Annotated in this window: 10 protein-coding genes; 3 read left to right on the top strand and 7 right to left on the bottom strand. The window is 72.0% G+C overall.

Annotated features, from left to right (window positions below):
* Window positions 1-375: 375 nt before the first annotated feature.
* The 4 genes from A3IG_RS0111165 to A3IG_RS0111150 all read right to left on the bottom strand — a co-directional run bounded on the left by A3IG_RS0111165 (window position 376) and on the right by A3IG_RS0111150 (window position 4,787).
* Window positions 376-1,578, bottom strand: coding sequence for a glycoside hydrolase family 1 protein (locus tag A3IG_RS0111165; protein WP_018383650.1), 1,203 nt, complete (start codon window positions 1,576-1,578; stop codon window positions 376-378).
* A 90-nt stretch (window positions 1,579-1,668) separates the two neighbouring features.
* On the bottom strand, window positions 1,669-2,544 hold the full coding sequence (locus A3IG_RS0111160; protein ID WP_018383649.1) for a carbohydrate ABC transporter permease: 876 nt from the start codon (window positions 2,542-2,544) through the stop codon (window positions 1,669-1,671).
* Window positions 2,541-3,536, bottom strand: a complete 996-nt coding sequence (locus tag A3IG_RS0111155; RefSeq protein ID WP_018383648.1) for a carbohydrate ABC transporter permease — start codon at window positions 3,534-3,536, stop codon at window positions 2,541-2,543. The genes A3IG_RS0111160 and A3IG_RS0111155 overlap by 4 nt, the downstream gene beginning before the upstream one ends.
* Window positions 3,537-3,542: 6 nt before the next feature.
* On the bottom strand, window positions 3,543-4,787 hold the full coding sequence (locus A3IG_RS0111150) for a sugar ABC transporter substrate-binding protein (protein ID WP_018383647.1): 1,245 nt from the start codon (window positions 4,785-4,787) through the stop codon (window positions 3,543-3,545).
* A 288-nt stretch (window positions 4,788-5,075) separates the two neighbouring features.
* Between A3IG_RS0111150 and A3IG_RS0111145 the strand changes: the two genes are divergently transcribed.
* Entirely contained in the window at window positions 5,076-6,050 is a 975-nt protein-coding gene (locus tag A3IG_RS0111145) for an acetylxylan esterase (protein WP_018383646.1), read from the top strand.
* Between the two features lie 46 nt (window positions 6,051-6,096).
* Here A3IG_RS0111145 and A3IG_RS29330 read toward each other — a convergent pair whose 3' ends face one another.
* On the bottom strand, window positions 6,097-7,173 hold the full coding sequence (locus tag A3IG_RS29330) for a LacI family DNA-binding transcriptional regulator (RefSeq protein WP_018383645.1): 1,077 nt from the start codon (window positions 7,171-7,173) through the stop codon (window positions 6,097-6,099).
* A 353-nt stretch (window positions 7,174-7,526) separates the two neighbouring features.
* On the opposite strand from A3IG_RS29330, the gene A3IG_RS0111135 reads away from it, so the two are divergent.
* Window positions 7,527-8,591 (top strand): questin oxidase family protein, encoded by a 1,065-nt coding sequence (locus A3IG_RS0111135; RefSeq protein WP_018383644.1) that lies wholly within the window; start codon window positions 7,527-7,529, stop codon window positions 8,589-8,591.
* Between the two features lie 47 nt (window positions 8,592-8,638).
* Here the strand turns inward: A3IG_RS0111135 and A3IG_RS0111130 are convergent, their stop codons facing one another.
* The gene (locus tag A3IG_RS0111130) at window positions 8,639-9,085 is read right to left on the bottom strand and encodes an imidazolonepropionase-like domain-containing protein (protein WP_018383643.1); all 447 of its coding nucleotides are present in this window, start codon (window positions 9,083-9,085) and stop codon (window positions 8,639-8,641) included.
* Between the two features lie 11 nt (window positions 9,086-9,096).
* Window positions 9,097-10,314 carry a cyclic dehypoxanthinyl futalosine synthase gene (gene mqnC / locus A3IG_RS0111125; RefSeq protein ID WP_018383642.1) on the bottom strand — a complete coding sequence of 406 codons (1,218 nt, stop codon included), beginning with the start codon at window positions 10,312-10,314 and terminating at the stop codon, window positions 9,097-9,099.
* Window positions 10,315-10,514: 200 nt separating this feature from the next.
* On the opposite strand from mqnC, the gene A3IG_RS0111120 reads away from it, so the two are divergent.
* Window positions 10,515-12,791 (top strand): fibronectin type III domain-containing protein, encoded by a 2,277-nt coding sequence (locus tag A3IG_RS0111120; RefSeq protein ID WP_157862236.1) that lies wholly within the window; start codon window positions 10,515-10,517, stop codon window positions 12,789-12,791.
* Window positions 12,792-12,816 lie beyond the last annotated feature (25 nt).

Here is a 12,816-nt window from a genome sequence, read left to right as displayed (position 1 = left end):
AGTAGCGCCGTCCGCCCGGAGGGCGGGGGTCGCGGCGTCTGGTGCGTGCGATCGCAAGGCGGAGGGTCGTCCTCGTACTGGGCGTACATGGACGATCCCGACAACGCAGCGAGCGTGCGTGCCAGGCGTCACGACCCAGGCGGGATTTATCAGACAGGCCCTAGGCGGGGGAGGAAGTCAAACGGTCCAACTCCTGGTGTGGGCGGCAGTCGGGACAGGCGACGTCGTTGCGTCGGGCAAAGGACGTGACGGGGTCACCGGAGGTCGGCGACAGGGACAGGCGGCACAGGACAAGGGCAGCGGGGACCGGAGGCGTCGGGCGGGGAGCCACCGGCGCCCGGGGTCCGCCGGCGCCCGGGGTCCGGGGGTGCCCAGCTAGGCGGTCCCGCGGGGCAGTCGGCGGACGCGGCCGAGGGCGCCGAGCCAGGCGGCGGAGGGCTTGGCGGTGCGCTCGAAGGTCACCGGGTCCACCGCGATGAGACCGAACGTGGGCGTGAAGGAGCCCCACTCGTAGTTGTCCAGGGCGCTCCAGGCCAGGTAGCCGTGGACGTTCAGCCCGTCCTCGATCGCGGCGGCGACCTCGTTCAGGGCCCCGACGTAGTAGGCGACGCGGCGGGTGTCGTCGGCGGTGGCGATGCCGTTCTCGGTGACGATCAGTGGCATGTCCCGGCCGGCGACCTCGGCGGTGTGGCGCAGGGCGTGCCCCACGGCGGCGGGGTAGTACTCCCACCGCGTCTGCGTGCGTTCGGCGTCGTCCGGCGCCGGGATCGGACCGTCGGGGCCGATCTTGGTACGGGTGTAGGACTGCACCCCGATCCAGTCGTCACCGCGCGCCGCCTCGATGAAGACGTCCTCCCGGGGGTACCGGTAGGCGGCGGTGACCTCCTCGGCGCCGGGCAGCGCCTGGTAGACCTGGTTGGCGATGGTCCAGCCGACCTGGGTGTCCGGGTTGGCCGCGCGGACCAGCGGCACCGCGGCGCGGTGCGCCGCGATGACCGCCCGGGTGGTCTCCTCGTCGGGCGTGGGCAGCCCGGCGGGCGGGAAGCCCTGGTCTCCGGCCTTTGCGGCCCCCGCCATCACCGCGATCATGTTGGGCTCGTTGATGGTGCAGACGTGGCGCACCCCGTCGGCGATGATCGGTGCGCACTCCGCCACGTACCGGGCGAACAGCTCGGTCGCGCCGTCCGCGGTCCAGCCGCCGAGGTCCTCGAACCACTGCGGCACGGTGAAGTGGTGCAGCGTCACCATCGGACGCAGACCGCGGGCGCGGGCCCCGTCCACCATCCGCCGGTAGTGGGCGATCTCCGCTCGGGAGAAGGTCCCGCGGACCGGCTCGATGCGGGCCCACTCGACACTGAACCGGTAGTCGGTGAAGCCGAGTTCCGCGAGCAGGTCCATGTCCTGCTCCCAGCGGTGGTAGCTGTCGCAGGCGTCGAGGCTCGGCTCCGAGATCTTCGCCGCCGGGTCGTGCTCCTTGCGCCACCAGTCGCTGTTGACGTTGTTCCCCTCGATCTGGTGGGCGGCGGTGGAGGCGCCCCACAGGAAGCCTTCGGGGAACCGGGTCGAAGTGTGGGTCATCGTCCGTTCTGTCTCTCTGGTGGGTGCGTGGTGGGACCCCTGCCACCCCCGCGGGGGTGGGGCCGGGGCGAGGTCGGCGGGTGGGCGGGACTACTTCATGCCCGCGGTGGCGATGCCCTGGGTGAAGTGGCGCTGTAGCGCCACGAAGACGACCAGGACCGGCAGCACGACCAGCAGGGAGCCGGCCATCAACATGCCGTTGCCGCCGCCGACGGTGCGGTTGGGGTCGTTGGCGAAGGTCGCCAGGGCTACCGGCAGGGTGTACTTGTCCGGGTCGTTGGTGGCGATGAGCGGCCAGATGAAGTTGTTCCAGGAGCTGAGGAAGGTGAAGATCGTCAACGTTGCCAGGGCCGGCTTGACCAGCGGCATCACGATGCGCCAGAAGATGAACCACTCGCTGGCCCCGTCGATCCTCGCCGCTTCGAGCAGTTCGTCGGGGACGGACTGCATGAACTGCCGCATCAGGAAGACCCCGAACGCCCCCGCTGCGAAGGGGAGGACGAGGCCCGCGTAGGTGTCGATCAACCCGAGCCTGTTCATCAGCACGTACAGCGGCAGGATCATCAGGTTGCCCGGCACCATCAGCGCGGCGAGCACAAGGGCGAAGACCTTGGAGCGGCCGGCGAAGTTCAGCTTCGCCAGCGCGTAGCCGAGCATCGAGCAGAACAGCAGGTTGCAGATGGTCACCAGCCCCGCGACGATCAGTGAGTTCAGGAAGTAGCGGGACATGTCGAGCTGGTCGAGCAGGGCGTCGAAGTTGCTCAACGTCCACTCGGACGGAATCCACACCGGCGGGCTGGCCGTCAGGTCCTTCTTGGTCTTGAAGGCGGACAGTGCCATCCACAGGAACGGCGCCGCCATCACCAGCAGGCCGAGCGAGGCGACCAGGTAGAGCAGCGGCCCGCGCAGGCGGCTCCCCCCGTGGCGGCGCGGCGCTGGCCTGGCGGGGGCGCGGTGGGCGCTCATCGGGTGTTGTCCTTCAGCAGTCGGAGCTGGAGCACCGTGATGCCCATGATCACCACGAACAGGACGTAGGCCATCGCGCTGGCGTAGCCCATGTGGAAGAAGTTGAAGCCCTCGCGGTACATGTCCAGGGACACGGTGAGTGTGGAGTCCGAGGGTCCGCCCTGCGTCATCACGAAGGGCTCCTCGAAGACGTTGAGGTAGCCGATGGTGGTGATCACCGTGGCGTACAGCATCGTGGGGCGCAGCAGGGGCACGGTGATCCGGCGCAGTTCCTGCCAGGGGCTGGCGCCGTCGAGCCTGGCGGCCTCGCGCACCTCCGCGGGGACGGCCTGGAGGCCGGCGATGAACAGCACCATGACCGTCCCGAGGTTGCGCCACACGGCCATCGCGATGAGCGAGGGCATGGCCCAGGTCTCCGAGCCGAGGAAGTCCGGTGCGGTCACCCCGAGCGCGGACGCCACCCCGGCGACCAGGCCGTCCGCCGGGTCGAGTACGAACCGCCAGACGACGGCGGCGGCGACGATGGTGGTGACCACGGGCGCGTAGAAGCCGACCCGGAAGAAGGTCCTGGCCCGGTCGATCCCGTTGTTGAGCAGGAGGGCGACCAGCAGCCCCAGCAGGATCGTCAGTGGCACGCCGACGACCACGAAGTACGCGGTGTTGGACAGCGCCGTGAGGAACTTGTCGTCCTCGAAGAGCTTCACGTAGTTGTCGAGGCCGACGAACTCGGCCTCCAGCGGGCGGGTGACGTTGCGCGCGCCGAAGTCGGTGAAGCTCATCAGGAGCGTCGCGACGATCGGGAAGAGCATGAACAGGCCGAACAGCACCAGGAACGGGGTGGAGAACAGCCAGCCCGCAAGGTTCTGCCTGCCGACCCCGTGCCGTCGGGGGCGGCGCGGGACCGACCTGGCGGCCGGGGCCCTCGGGGGTCTCGGCCGCCGGGCCTCAACGGTGGCCGCGCCGTCGGCGGCCGGTCCGGTCGTGGGGGACATGGCCTCTTACTCCACGAGTCCTTCGATCTCGGACTGGGCCTTGTCGAGCGCGTCCTTGGCGGAGGACTTGCCCTGGGTCACCGACTCGATGGCGGCATCGACCTTGGAGGTGATCTCGGTCCACTTGGGCAGGGTCGGGGAGACCTTCGCGGTCTCCATCTGGGTGCGCCACACCTTCAGGTCGGGGTCGGTGGCGAGCTCACCGGACTCCCAGGCACCGGTGTTGGCCGGGAGGTCACTGGTGCGCTGGTACCAGTCGGCCTGCCCCTCGGCGCCGGTCAGGTACGCGATGAACTCCTTGGCGGCGGCCTTGTGCTCGCTGTCGGCGGAGATCGTCAGGCTGGAACCGCCGGCCATGGACACCGAGGCCTTGTCGGTCGGCACGTTGGCGACGGCCCACTTCCCCTTGATGTCGGGGTAGTTCTCGTCCAGCAGGGTCATGATCCAGGGGCCGCCGAAGAACATCGGCACGGAGCCGGCGTTGAAGTCCTTCGTCACGTCGTACCCGGGGCGCACGGACTTCTCGCTCAGGCCCTGCTTGAAGTAACTGCCGTAGTTCTCCAGCGCGCGGACGGCCTCCGGGCTGTTGACGACGGCCTTGCCGTCCTCGTTGACGATCTCGCCGCCGGCCGAGTACAGGAACTGGTAGAAGCTCTGGACCGTGTCCAGGCCGCCCGGCTGGATGGAGAGCCCCCACTTGGTGCCGGCCTCGTCCTGGAACGCCTTCGCCGCCTGCTGGAGCTCGGCCATCGTGGCCGGGGCCTCGGTGATGCCGGCCTTCTCGGCAAGGTCGGTGCGGTAGAACAGGACGCGGGTGTCCACATACCACGGCACGCCGTAGGTCGTGCCGTCGATCGTGCCCTGCTTCCAGGCGGCCGGGAAGAAGTCCTTCTCGGCGAAGACCGAGGTGTCCACCGGCTCCAGCACGTCCATCTCGGCGAACTCGCCCATGTAACTCCCGCCCATCTGCGCGATGTCGGGGAGCTTGCCCGCCGCCGCGGCGGCGACCAGCTTCTGGTGGGCGACGTCCCAGCCGATCGGGGTCACCTTGACGGTGATGTTGGGGTTCGCCTCCTGGTACTTCTCGGCGACGTCCCCGAGCTTCTCGCCCTCGGTGCCCATCGCCCAGACGGTCAGCGTCTGCTTCTCGTCCGCTGCGACGCTGTCGCCGTCCGAGCTCCCGCACGCAGTGAGGACGAGCGCAGACGTCAGGACGAAGGCGACCGAGGTGGTTCTGGCGGCGCGGTGCATGGACTGCCTCTCCTCGAACTTTGCGAAATGTATGCGCTGCCTGTAAGCGCATACATCACTCTGTGGGAGGCGCTTCCGACGTGACAAGAGGGCCGAGGTCACACTCCCGTAACGGGTGGGACATCTTGCTGTCATGGGATGCCAGCATCTGTCCGGTCAGGGGCAATTCAGACCGAGTCGCCAGGCATTAGTTAATATAAGGGAGTACATACCTAGTCGGGGCGTCTGTGATGCACGCCCCATCCCGGCCCGGTCCCACCGCCCCCACCCGTGCCCTAGGGTCACCGCATGCCGCGGTTCACCCACGACTTCCCCTTCGACCCGTCCCACGGCCACACCCTCGACGACCTGCTCCGTGTCCCAGCGCCGGAGGCACCGGCGGACTTCGACGCGTTCTGGCGGGCCCGGTACTCCGCGGCCCGCCGCATCGCCCCGGAGCCGCGCACCGGCGCGCTGGTGGAGGAGCGCGACGGAGCCCGGGTGCTGGAGGTCTCCTACGCGTCCGTGTACGGCCGGCGCGGCGGCTGGCTGGTGCTCCCCGCGCACGGGGCCCCGGCACGGCACGGGTTCGTCATCGGGCACGGCTACGGTGGCCGCGACCAGCCGGGGCCCGACCTGCCGCTCCCGCTGCCGCGCTCCGCGGCGTTGCTGCCCTGTGTGAGCGGGATGCCGACGCGGGGCCTGCGGGACGGCGTGCCGCCCCTGGCCCGCGACCACGTCCTGCACGGCATCGACTCCCGGGACGGGTACGTGATCGGCGACTGCGTCACCGACCTGTGGTGCGCGGCCTCGGCCCTGCTGGAACTGGTCCCCGAGCTCACCGCGGGCCGCCTCGGCTACCTCGGCGAGAGCTTCGGCGGCGGGCTGGGCGCGCTCGCCCTGCCCTGGGACGACCGCTTCGCCGCGGCGCAGCTCACCGTCCCCACGTTCGGCAACCACCCGCTGCGCCTGACCCTGCCGTGCACCGGCAGCGGCGAGGCGGTACGCCGCCACCACCGGGACCACCCGGGGATCACCGAGGTCCTCGCCTACTACGACGCCGCCACCGCGGCGACCAGGATCACCGTCCCGGTGCTCGTGGCCCCCGCGCTGTTCGACCCCGTCGTCCCGCCACCCGGCCAGTTCGCGGTGCACGGCGCCCTGGCCGGGCCGCGCGAACTGCACGTGCTGGACGCCGGCCACTTCGAGCACGAGGGGACGAAGGAGGCCCAGGAGGCGCTGCGCGCGGCCGGGGCGGACTTCTTCAGCCGGGCGTTGGGCTGAGTCCGGCCCCGGGACGGCCGGCAACCCGCTCGCCTGGTGGCGCCGGTCATTCCCCGCCCGGTGGCGGCCCGTCGTCCCCGTCGCACCCGCAACTGGCCCGACGGGCCACGGACACCGGGAGTACCAGCGACACCGGCTCGACGCGCGCCCCGTTCAACCGCTCCACGAGCAGGGTCACCGCCTGCTCGCCCATCCGCAGCATCGGCTGCCGCACCGTGGTCAGCGACGGACGCACCAGTCTGCTCAGCGGGAGGCCGTCGAACCCGGTCACCACCACGTCCCGCGGCACCCGCAGGCCGCGCCGCTCCAGCGCGTGCAACGCCCCGACCGCCATCTGGTCGTTGGCGAACACCAGGGCCTCGGGCCGGCCGTCCTCCCGGTCGCACAGGGCGTCCGCCACGCGCGCCCCCTCGGCCTGGGTCATCATCCGCACCCGCACCGCCGGCTGGTCGCCGGCCTCGGCCCCGGCGACGCGGCACGCCTCCAGGTAGCCCCGGAAGCGTGCCTCCACATCCGGTGACTCCTCGGCCGAGCCCACGTAGGCGAGGCGGCGCAGGCCGTGGTCCTCGATGAGGTGCCGGGTCAGCTCCCGCTGCCCGTCGAAATTGGCGACCTCCACGTGGTCGAGGTGGTCGAGGTCCTCCCGGGGCCCGGCGAGCATCACCACCGGCTGGCGGCGGGAGATCACCTCCAGCTCCTCCGTGGGCACCGTACGGGCCAGCACGGCGAAGCCGTCCACCCGCCCGGCGACCTTCGCCACCAGGCTCTCCGGTCCGCCCTTCAGGGAAGCGGCGATGAGCAGCGCGTAGCCGTGCCTGCGCGCGGTGCGCTCCATACCGCGGATGATCTGGTCCGAGTAGAGCGTCGCGGCGTCGTCCTCCGCCTCCGCCTCGGCGTCGGGGTCGGAGTAGTCGGGGAAGCAGAGGCCGAGGACGCCGGTGGAACGGCTGGCGAGGCCGCGGGCGTTGCCGCTGGGCACGTAGCCCAGCTCACGTGCCGCGGCCAGGACCCGCTCCCGGGTCTTGGCACGGACCGTGTCGGGGTTGCGGTAGACCCGGGACACGGTGGCGATGGAGACCCCGGACCGCTCCGCGACGTCGTACACCGTGGGGGCTGTGTTCACTGGGTGGGGACTTCCGGGTCGTCGGGATGCACGGGCTGGGACGGAAACGCGCACGTGCGGGTTCGCGCTCTTGTAAGCGCATTCACCCTAGGTGTCGAGGCGGCCCGGAGCAAGGCGGCCCCGGCGGTCCGGCGAGCCCGGGACCGCTCCGGGCGCGAGCGCCCCGCTCACCGGTGGCTTCGGGACGGCCCCGCGCCGCCGCCGGCGCGCCGCCCGCCGCCGCGGACCCGCGGTTCCCGCCGACAGACCTAGGACACAGGTCCCTGCGGACCCGGGACGGCGGGCCGATCCGCGGGCACGTTCCGACGCCTAGCGTGGACCGGAAAACAGCCGTTCACGAAGGGTGTACGCATATGTTCGTCGCCGATGGTGGGGCCCTGGACGAGGCCCTGGCACGTCTGCACCGGACGGGGCCCGAGTTCCGCGGGTGGCTGTCCAACCACGGCAGCATGGTGGTGGAGTCGATGGTCCGGCACGGCTTCGCCCCCCGGGCCCAGCCGTGGCTCGACGACTACGTCCACCGCCTGGAGGACCTCCCCAGGTCGTCGGCGTCGATCGACGGGGCACGGTGGCAACAGGCCCTGGGGAAGCCGGCCCAGCTCCCGCAGTGGCTGGAGTTCTTCCGGATCGAGATGACGCGGCGCCCCTGGCGGCAGACGCTGGCCACGTGGTGGCCGCGACTGCTGCCGGGCGCCGCCGCCGGCGCCACGCACGGCGTGATCAGGACGGGACACGCGGTGCGCGCCCTGCTCGAGGACGGGGACAGCGAGACCCGGCTGGCGGAGCTGGGGCAGGCGCTCGGGTACTGGGCCGCCAGGTGGCAGCAGGTGCCCGGCGCCGTGGAGCCGGCGGGGGTGCTGGCCGCCGCCGAGGCGCTGGAGCGGGTGCCGGCCATAGGCGACCCCTCCGGGGGCATCCTGCACCGGCTCGAACAGTTGCCCGGCACCCCCGGGTGGTCGTCGGCGCTGGCCGGGCTGCGCCCCGCGGGGAGCCCGCAGGAGGCACGGGAGTTGCTGGAGCGCGTGGCCGACGCGGCCACCATCCGCTACCTGCGGTTCGGGCACGGGGAAGGGGTGATGCAGGTCCACGCGGCGACCGCGCCCACCGCCGTGCTGCGGACCCTGCCGGCGCTGCCCCCCGAGCAGTGGGCGGCGAGCCTCAACGTGGCCTGGGCGGCGAGCGCCGCGATCCGGGCGGTGTACCAGCCGGACGAGCCGGCCCCGACGAGTGAGACCCGGCGGTTGCTGCGGCAGGCGGAGGCCGCCGGCCCGCAGGAGGTGCTGGCGCGCGCGGTGCGGCACGGGGACGCGCACGTGATCAAGCTCGCGGACACGGCGGTGGAGGTGCACCAGCGCACCGGCGACCCGGAGGCGTTGGCCGCGGTGCTCCGTGCCACCGAGCTGGTCGACCCGGACTGACGTCGCCCGTCCCGGCCGCTGGCGGCCGGAGGTCGGGACGGGGGGCGTCACGCCCTGCGGTGCACCAGGCGTCCGGCGAGCACGGTGGCGAGACAGTGGTCCGCCTCGTCGAAGACCGCGAGGTCGGCCCGGGCGCCGGGGATCAGGGGCGCCGGGCCGGCCCCCGGGGCGAGCACCGCGAGGCCGTTGCGGTCGACGGCGGCGCGCAGCGCGGCGTCGAGGTGCTGCCCCACCACGGCGGTGCAGCCGACCAGGAGCACCGCGTGCACGCGTTCCCTGGGGGTGTCGGCCGTCGGCAGGGGGCCGTCGTGGACCCGGCCGGGGGCCAGTTCGCCGGGCCAGCGGCGCAGTCGCGCCCCGGGGTGGGCGGCGGTCAGCTCGTCGAGCGCTCCGACCGCGGCGATCCGGTCGGCGGAGACCAGCACCGCGCCGTGGCGCAGCGGTTCCCCGTCGGGGGTGAGCCGGACGGACTCGGCGGTGTGGAGCGTCAGCACGGCGGGCCCCCTCAGGGGACGATGGTGAGCTCGGGGTGGGCGGTGCCGCCGTCGATCGCGGTGGACGACAGGTGGGAGACGACGTGGTCGTCCACCGGGTCCTCGGCGGGGTCGTCGTGGACCACCAGGTGCTCGTAGGTGGTGGAGCGCTGCGCGGGGACGCGGCCGGCGGTGCGGATGAGGTGGAGGAGTTCCAGGCGGTTCGAGCGGTGCCTGGCGCCCGCGGAGGACACCACGTTCTCCTCGAGCATCACCGACCCCAGGTCGTCCGCGCCGTAGTGCAGGGAGAGCTGGCCGGCCTCCTTGCCCGTGGTGAGCCAGGAGCCCTGGATGTGGGCCACGTTGTCCAGGAAGAGCCGGGCCACGGCGATCAGCCGCAGGTACTCGAAGAGCGTGGTCTGGGTGCGGCCCCGCAGGTGGTTGTTCTCCGGCTGGTAGGTGTACGGGATGAAGGCGCGGAAGCCGCCGGTGCGGTCCTGCACGTCGCGGAGCATCCGCAGGTGCTCGATGCGTTCGGCGTTGGTCTCGCCGGTGCCCATGAGCATGGTGGAGGTGGACTCCACGCCGAGGCGGTGGGCCGTCTCCATGATCTCCAGCCAGCGTTCGCCGCTCTCCTTCAGCGGGGCGATGGCCTTGCGCGGCCGCTCCGGCAGGAGTTCGGCGCCCGCCCCGGCGAACGAGTCGAGCCCGGCGGCGTGCAGCCGGCGGATCGCCTCCTCTGCGCTGACCCCGGAGATCCGGGCCATGTGCTCCACCTCGGAGGCGCCCAGGGAGTGGATGACCAGCTCCGGGAACGCCTCCTTGATCGCGGAGAAGTGCCGCTCGTAGTACTCGACACCGAAGTCGGGGTGGTGGCCGCCCTGGAACATGATCTGGGTGCCGCCGAGCGCCACGGTCTCCGCGCAGCGCCGCAGGATGTCGTCGAGGTCCCGGGTCCAGCCCCGGTCGCTGCTCGGCGGGGCGTAGAACGCGCAGAACCGGCAGGCGGTGACGCAGACGTTGGTGTAGTTGATGTTCCGCTCGATGATGTACGTCGCGATGTGCTCGGTGCCCGCGTACCGGCGGCGTCGGGCGGCGTCGGCCGCCGCGCCCAGCGCGTGCAGGGGGGCGCGGCGGTACAGCTCGAGCGCCTCGCCCGGGGTGATCCTGCCGCCCTCGGCGGCCCGCTCGAGCACCGGCCGCAGGTCGTTGGGCGCCGCTGCCGTCTGCGGTGTCACCTGCTCTGTCACCTGGGGGTCCTTCCGGGGGCGGTCAGCACGACCAGGCCAGCCTACGCCAGCGGTCCCGGGGCGCCCGGGGGCCCTGGGCGGTGTGGGTCCTGGCGACGTCACGCCCGTGTCACAGGCCCCCGGGCGAACGCGACAGTAACTCAGACAGACAGCTAATCTGCTCGGCAACGGGGCGCGTGACAAACGAACAGGGAGTGTTCATGTCGGGGGACAACGGGACACCGGGATTGCGTCCGCGCAGGCTCGCGGACGCGCCCACGGACACGGCCGAGCCCACCACACCGGGACTGGGGCGACGCACCACGGCTCTCCTGTCCTCGGCCTGGACCGCCGTCCGGCCGACCCGCAGGCGCGGCACCGGCTACATCGCGATCGGCGCGGTCGGAGCCCTGGTCGGCACGTCCATCGCCCTCGGTGTCGGTGCCTCGGGCAGCACCCCCGCCCTGTCCGAGGTCGGCGCCTGGCTCGGCAGTTCGGAGAAGGGCACCGCCTCCCACGCCAACGGCCTCACCGGTGAGGTGGACGGCAAGGTGGACCTGCCCACCGGCAAGAACCCCGTGTCCATCTCGCAGGACGGCAAGACGGTCCTGGTCCTGGACGAGCGCACCGGCCGGGTGATCCGGGTGGACCCGGCGCAGCTCACCGCCGAACACTCCACCGACTACCGCTCCAGCGACCTCCAGCTCGTCGCCGGCGGCTCCTTCGCCTTCGTGGTGAACCCGGTCGAGGGCACCGTCCAGCGCATCGACCCGGTGCGCACCACCCCGATCGGCGGCAAGGTGGACCTCGGGGTGGTCCCGCTCGGCGAGGCCACGGTGGACCCGACCGGCGTCCTGTGGGTGCCCGAGCCGACCAAGGGCCGCGTGGTCCCGTTCACCGGTGGCCGACCGGGCAAGCCGGTGGACGTCGCCAAGCCCGGCAACAACCTGGAACTCACCCTCGCCAACGGCCAACCGGTGGTCACCGACACCTCGGCCGGCAGGATCACCGTGCTGGACGTCAGCGGCCCGGGGATGACGTACAACCTGCCGTCGTACATCGGGAAGGCGACCCCGGCGTCGGTGCTGGTCCCCGACGCCACCGAGAGCAACCTGATCCCCGTGCTGGACAACGAGACCGGCAAGATGGCGGTGTTCGACCTGGGGACCCGGCGCACCGTGACGGCGGTGCTCGGCGGTCGGAGCGGGGACTTCGGGGCGCCCCAGGCGCTCGGGCTGAAGGTGTACGTGCCGGACGAGTCCAACGGCACCCTGGTGGTCTACGACACCGACCAGGGCACCGTCGAGCAGCCGGTGAAGGTCACCGACGAGCCGGGCGAGCTGGAGATGTTCGTCCGCAACGGCCTGCTGTGGGTCAACGACGAGGACAACGCCGCCGCCGCGGTGATCAACGCCGACGGCGACGTGAACCCGATCGGCAAGTACAAGGACAAGGTGCCTTCGCAGAAGAAGCCGAAGGACGAGCCGCCGGCCCGGGACAACGTTCCTGACGAGCCGTCGCCGCCGGCCTCCCAGGAGCCCGAGCCGCCGGCCGCGCCGCAGGAGTCGGAGCGGCCCCGCAGGACCCAGGAGAGCAAGGCGCCCCCGGCCACGCCGAAGCCGAAGAAGCCGCTGGACCCCTGCGAGGCGGACCCGGCCTCGTGCGGCGTCGCCCCGCCGCCCATGCCGCCCGGGACCCCGCAGGCGCAGGCCACGGGCGGGGGCATCACGGTCACCTTCTCGCCCGGCGCGGGCCTGAAGCCCACCCACTACACGCTCGCCGGCGACCCCGGGGTGGGCTCCGTCACCCCGGCCCAGGTGGGCCCCGACGGCCCGTTCACCTTCCAGGTCGGCGGCGACCTGTCCTGCGCCCAGGAGTACGCGTTCACCGTGGTCGCCCACTTCGAGGGGGGCACCACCAAGGAGTCGCAGCCGTCGCCCGCGGTCCGGCCGTGCACGGCGCCGAGCGCGCCCAGCGGGCTCCAAGTCACCGTCCCCTCGGGTGGCCACGGCGGCAACCTGACCTGGCAGGCGCCCTCCGACGCCAGCGGCACCGTCACCTACACGGTGAACTGGGGCGCCGGCAGCGCCACCACCAGCAACACCAACTTCACCATCACCGGGCTGACCAACAGCCAGGTCTACAACGTCTCGGTGAGCAGCTCCAACGAGGCGGGCGGCGGCGCCAGTGCCAGCGGCACCCTGGACCTGACCCCGCCCACCACCACGATGAACATCGTGGACAACCGGAACGACGGGCAGCCGGTGAAGATGCGCGCGGACGCGTCGGTCTCCAGCGCCCAGGTCGGGTCCATCCCGTCCGGCTGGAACGGCGCGGTCACGGTGCACTGCACCAAGAAGGGCGACAGCGTCACCTACCCCGGTGACACCGCCACGACCGACGTCTGGTCCAAGATCACCTACAACGGCACGACCGGGTTCATCAGCGACCTGTGGCTCGAGGCCCGGCGCAACAGCAGCGTCTGGTCCTGCCAGTGACCGCCGCTGACGAGTGGGAGGCAAC

The sequence above is a fragment of the Wenjunlia vitaminophila DSM 41686 genome (assembly GCF_000380165.1).
In the GTDB taxonomy this organism is placed as follows: domain Bacteria; phylum Actinomycetota; class Actinomycetes; order Streptomycetales; family Streptomycetaceae; genus Wenjunlia; species Wenjunlia vitaminophila.
Note: the sequence above shows the minus strand (reverse complement) of the source record. Positions and strands in the feature narration are given on the sequence as shown.

What these genes read in the sequence shown, in the direction of transcription:
- A3IG_RS0111165 (WP_018383650.1), bottom strand. Translation starts at nt 1,578, where the DNA reads ATGACCCACACTTCGACCCGGTTCCCCGAAGGCTTCCTGTGGGGCGCC.
- A3IG_RS0111160 (WP_018383649.1), bottom strand. Translation starts at nt 2,544, where the DNA reads ATGAGCGCCCACCGCGCCCCCGCCAGGCCAGCGCCGCGCCGCCACGGG.
- A3IG_RS0111155 (WP_018383648.1), bottom strand. Translation starts at nt 3,536, where the DNA reads ATGTCCCCCACGACCGGACCGGCCGCCGACGGCGCGGCCACCGTTGAG.
- A3IG_RS0111150 (WP_018383647.1), bottom strand. Translation starts at nt 4,787, where the DNA reads ATGCACCGCGCCGCCAGAACCACCTCGGTCGCCTTCGTCCTGACGTCT.
- A3IG_RS0111145 (WP_018383646.1), top strand. Translation starts at nt 5,076, where the DNA reads ATGCCGCGGTTCACCCACGACTTCCCCTTCGACCCGTCCCACGGCCAC.
- A3IG_RS0111135 (WP_018383644.1), top strand. Translation starts at nt 7,527, where the DNA reads ATGTTCGTCGCCGATGGTGGGGCCCTGGACGAGGCCCTGGCACGTCTG.
- A3IG_RS0111120 (WP_157862236.1), top strand. Translation starts at nt 10,515, where the DNA reads ATGTCGGGGGACAACGGGACACCGGGATTGCGTCCGCGCAGGCTCGCG.